Below are 4,768 nucleotides of genomic sequence, written 5' to 3' on the forward strand. Positions count from 1 at the left end.
GCAACCACGACACCGCAAGCTTTCTGGCCGGCGGCGAGATTCCGATCCCGATCGCCCAGCCGAGCGCGAACGGTGTTACCAGTGTTACGATTCAGTATCGCGAATTCGGAATTCGTCTCACGTTCATTCCGGAGATCGTGAGCGATACGCTGGTCAAGCTGAACGTGCACCCCGAGGTCTCGAGCCTCGACTTCGCCAACGCGGTCGTCATTTCCGGCTTCCGCATCCCGGCGCTGCGCACGCGTCGCATCGCCACGACCGTGGACGTGCGGCGCGACCAATCGCTCATTTTGTCCGGACTGCTGGACGACGAGCGAACGCGCACCCGCAACGGCGTCCCGCTGCTCTCGCAGATCCCGATCCTCGGCGCCCTGTTCGGCAACACGACCTGGGAGACCGATCAGACCGAACTCCTCATCATCGTGACTCCGACGATCGTGAATCCGATGAATCCGCCGGCGAGCTCGGTGCTGCGTGTTCTGCCCGATACCGCGCTGCCGGCGCGTGAGGCGATCGAGAAGCGGTTGCCGCCGCCCCCGATCAAGCCATAACCGGAGCGATTGGACGTGGCGACGCAGCGCAAGGTTCTCGTCATCGGCGAAGCGGCCGGCCCGCCGAAGAGCGCCGCCGACGTGCTTCATCGATTCGGATTCGTCCGAATCGATGATTCGCCGTCGCTCACCGAGGCGACGCCCAAGCTGCGCGCCGAGCATTACGATCTCGTCATCGCACCGATCGACAAGCTCTCGAACGTCGAGATGACGCTGCTCGAGCGAGAGATCCGGCGTGAGAATTCTCTGCTGATCGGCACGGCCCCCAAGGCCGACGCCGATCTGATTCTGACCGGGATGCGCGCCGGCGTGCAGGAGTTCCTCGTCTCGCCGCCCGACGCGACCGACTTCGCCGCCGCCCTTGACCGGCTCGTGCGTCGCTCCGGCACCGAAACGCAACGCGGTCTCGTGATGGCCGTGTACAGCGGCAAAGGCGGGCTGGGCACGACGAGCGTCGCGCTCAATCTGTCCTACGGGCTCGCCATCAACCATCCGACGAAGCGCGTCGCGCTCGCCGACTTCGTGGTCGGCGGCGGCGACGTGCGCGTCTTCCTCAATCTCAAGCCGTCGTATGATCTCGGCGACCTGGTCTCGAAAATGGACCGGATCGACCAGGACCTGTTGATGTCGGTGTTGTCGGCGACCGAAGGCGGTGTGTGGGTGCTGCCCGCGTCGGAGCGGGCTGAGGTCGCTGAAATGCTCGACGCGGCTTCGTCGGCGTCGATCATCAACCACCTGCGCGCGCACTTCAACGTGGTGATCGACTGCGAGCACCACATGAGCGAGCGCACCTTGGCGGCTTTCGACGCGGCAGATCGTATAGTCCTGGTGACGCAGTTGACGATCCCGGCCCTGGGAAGCACGAAACGCACGCTGGAACTGTGCGAGCGGCTGGGGTATCCCGACTCCAAGATTTTCGTGGTCGTGAACCGGCATCACTCGGGCGACATCGTCGCCGTGGGTGACGCCAAGGAAGTGCTCAAGCGAGAGGTCTTCTGGCGAATCCCGAACGACTATCGCGCGTTCACGGACGCCCTCACCCGCGGCAAGCCGATTCTCGACAAGGACACGTCGTCGCCGCTCGCCAAGTCGTTCATCCAACTGGCGGCGAAGCTGGGCGGTTCGTCGCAGGCACCTAACGCGGAAAGCAATGGGGCCGACGCGAGCGGATCGCGCTTCGGCCGTCTCTTGCGCATGGGGAGAAAGAACTAATGGCAAGCCTTCGCGAGCGACTCATGGGTCGCGACAAACCGCAGCCCAAACCCGGAGCTCCCGGGAAGCCGGGTGATGCTCCGCCCGCGCCCGCGCAGGGCGGGGGGACACCTGCGGGACCGCAGGGCTCTCAGCCGACGCCGACCGGGCCGATTCCGACTGGACCCATGACCGGACCGATCAAGACCGGGGCAATAACCGGCGCGATCACCTCGTCGCAGACACGCCCGACGTCGCGCACGACTCAACAGACGTCGCGCACCGCACCGACGACCGGCCGAACGACGGCCGGCCGCACCTTCGGCTCGCGCGCCGACACGCCGGTTCTGAGCCCGGTCGACCAGCTCAAGGTCGACCTGCACCGCCGGCTCATCGAGCGGCTCGACCTCGAGGCGCTCGAGAAGATCTCTGACGAAGGCGTGCTCGTTCAGCAAATTCGAAACGCGGTCGTCGAGTTCCTCCGCAACGAAAAAGCGCCGCTCAGCCAGGCCGAGCGCGAAGAAGTCATCGAGCAGATCGTGTACGAGGTCACCGGCCTCGGACCGATCGAGCCGCTCTTCCGCGACCCCTCGATCACCGACATCCTGGTCAACGGCCCAAAACACATCTACGTCGAGCGCAAAGGTAAGCTGGCCCGCGTCCCGACGAACTTCCGCAACAACGCGCACCTGATCGCGATCATCGACCGCATCGTGAGCCGCGTCGGGCGTCGCGTCGACGAGTCGTCGCCGATGGTGGACGCGCGTCTTCCCGACGGCTCGCGTGTCAACGCGATCATTCCGCCGCTGGCGCTCGACGGACCGGTCCTCTCGATCCGCCGCTTCGGCGCACAGATCACGATCGACCAGCTGCTCGAGTTGGGCGCATTGACCAGCGAGATGGTCTATCTGCTCGCCGGCTGCGTCCAGGCTCGTCTAAACGTTCTCATCTCCGGCGGTACGGGCTCGGGCAAGACGACGCTGCTCAACGCCCTCAGCTCTTTCATCCCGGCGAGCGAGCGCGTGGTGACGATCGAAGACGCCGCCGAGTTGCGATTGCAGCAGGAGCACGTGGTGCGCCTCGAGACGCGCCCGCCGAACGCCGAAGGGCGCGGCGAAGTGATCGCGCGCGATCTCGTGAAGAACGCGCTGCGTATGCGTCCCGACCGAATCATCGTCGGCGAGGTGCGCGGCACCGAAGCGCTCGACATGCTCCAGGCCATGAACACCGGTCACGAAGGCTCGCTCACGACGATCCACGCCAACTCGCCGCGCGACGCGCTGGCGCGCTTGGAGACGATGATCCAGTTCGCCGGCACGACGCTGCCGAGCAAAGCGATGCGCGAGCAGATCGCGTCGGCGCTCGACGTGATCATCCAGGTGTCGCGTCTCTCCGACGGTACACGCCGCGTGACGAGCGTAACCGAAGTGACGAGCATGGAAGGCGACGTCATCTCGGCGCAGGAGATTTTCCGGTTCCGGCGGCAGGGTGTCTCCAACGACGGCATGGTGGTCGGCCGCTTCGAGGCGACGGGTGTTCGCCCCGGGTTCACCGACCGTTTGCGCGTGGCAGGCGTCGATCTGCCCTCCAATCTGTTCGCCGCGGGCTGAGTTGAACGATGCAGGGACTCGTACTCCTTCTCGTTTTCTTCGGCACGGCGATGCTCGTGCTGGGGACGTACGCGCTGCTCAACCGGCGCCGCCTTGCCGCGGCCGCGGTTCTGCGGCAGCGAATGGGCGAGGATGCGCCGACGGCGACGCCGACGGCGAACATCCTTCGCGACCTGCGCCGAAGCAGCCTGCCGGCGCTCGACCGGCTGCTCGATTCGCTGGCGGTGTCCGAGGCGTTGGACTACGAGCTGCGCCGCGCCGGCGCGAGCTGGTCGGTGGGCGAATTCGTGCTTGGAAGCGCCATCGCCGCGTCTTTCCTGCTTCTCATCGGCGAACAGTGGGGGTTGCTCACGGCCTGGCTTGGCGCGCTGCTCGGCGCCGTCGCGCCGTTCATCGTCGTGCGCCAGATGCAGAAGAAGCGCGCGAAGAAGTTCGAGGAGCAGCTTCCGGACGCGATCGACATGATCGTGAACGCCATGCGCGCGGGCTTCTCGTTCCAGGCCGCGCTCAAGTTCTGCGGCGACGAGATCTCGGCGCCGCTCGGCGACGAGTTCACGCGGGTTTACGACGAGCAGCGGCTGGGTTCGGACATGCGCCAGGCGTTGCTCGGCATGCAGGAGCGCGTGGGCACGCTGGACGCCAAGATGCTGGTGACGTCGCTGCTCATTCAGCGGGAGACGGGCGGTAACCTGAGCGAGGTGCTGGGCGGGCTGGCGACGCTGATCCGCGACCGGGGCGCCCTGCGGGGCCAGATCGACACGCTAACCGCCGAGCCCAAATTCACCGGCCGCGTTCTGGCGATGCTCCCTGTAATCGCTTTCTTTGCATTGTCTTACCTGAACCGGTCGATGATGGCGCCCATGCTGACTACCACGACCGGGAGACTGGTCCTGCTTTACGCGGCGGGGTCGATCGCGGTGGGATATTTCGTTCTAATGAAGATCGCGGACATCGACATATAATAGGTGGTACCGTGAGTCTCTCGACGCTGCTGCTGGTCGTTCTCGTGACAATGTTGGTTGGCGCCGTGGTGGTTGCGGTCGGCGCCTACCAGGCCAATGCGCGCCGTGCCATTGCTTTGGCGCGCGCCGGCGGATCCGCCGCGACGTCCGCCGAGGTGATTCCGCTCATCACGCTTCCCGACGACAGCAAGAACGTCGCGATGCGGATGGGCAAGATCGCCGAGCGCTGGCTGCCCGAGGGGGCGGTCTCCCTCGATACATCGACACAGCTGATTCAGGCGGGGTTCGAATCGCCGGCGGCGCCGGTGCTGTACACGATGACCCGGCTGGTGTCGGCGCTGATCATCCCGGGCGCGTTGTTCGCCTGGGGGCCGCACGACTCGAGCTTCATGGTGCTGTTGAGCGGCGCTATCGGCATCGCGCTGGGTCTCGTCGCGCCGCCCGCGTTGCTGGA

The 4,768-nt window shown here is 65.8% G+C and carries 5 protein-coding genes; all 5 read left to right on the forward strand.

Annotation, left to right across the window (positions count from 1 at the left end; genetic code table 11):
• The coding region (locus VGQ44_17690) for a hypothetical protein (protein HEV8448670.1) at positions 1-551 on the forward strand (551 nt) is incomplete at its 5' end.
• A gap of 15 nt (positions 552-566) precedes the next feature.
• Positions 567-1,763, forward strand: coding sequence for a hypothetical protein (locus tag VGQ44_17695; GenBank protein HEV8448671.1), 1,197 nt, complete (start codon positions 567-569; stop codon positions 1,761-1,763).
• Complete coding sequence (locus VGQ44_17700; GenBank protein ID HEV8448672.1) at positions 1,763-3,352, forward strand: ATPase, T2SS/T4P/T4SS family; 1,590 nt, start codon at positions 1,763-1,765, stop codon at positions 3,350-3,352. The genes VGQ44_17695 and VGQ44_17700 overlap by 1 nt, the downstream gene beginning before the upstream one ends.
• 8 nt (positions 3,353-3,360) lie before the next feature.
• Positions 3,361-4,314 (forward strand): type II secretion system F family protein, encoded by a 954-nt coding sequence (locus VGQ44_17705; GenBank protein HEV8448673.1) that lies wholly within the window; start codon positions 3,361-3,363, stop codon positions 4,312-4,314.
• A gap of 11 nt (positions 4,315-4,325) precedes the next feature.
• Positions 4,326-4,768: hypothetical protein (locus VGQ44_17710; protein HEV8448674.1), on the forward strand; the 443-nt coding region annotated here is incomplete at its 3' end.

This window comes from Gemmatimonadaceae bacterium, from assembly GCA_036003045.1.
Taxonomy (GTDB): Bacteria; Gemmatimonadota; Gemmatimonadetes; order Gemmatimonadales; family Gemmatimonadaceae; genus JAQBQB01.

Excerpts from the sequence above, each read along its gene's own strand:
- VGQ44_17700 (HEV8448672.1), top strand. The coding sequence starts at position 1,763 with ATGGCAAGCCTTCGCGAGCGACTCATGGGTCGCGACAAACCGCAGCCC.
- VGQ44_17705 (HEV8448673.1), top strand. The coding sequence starts at position 3,361 with ATGCAGGGACTCGTACTCCTTCTCGTTTTCTTCGGCACGGCGATGCTC.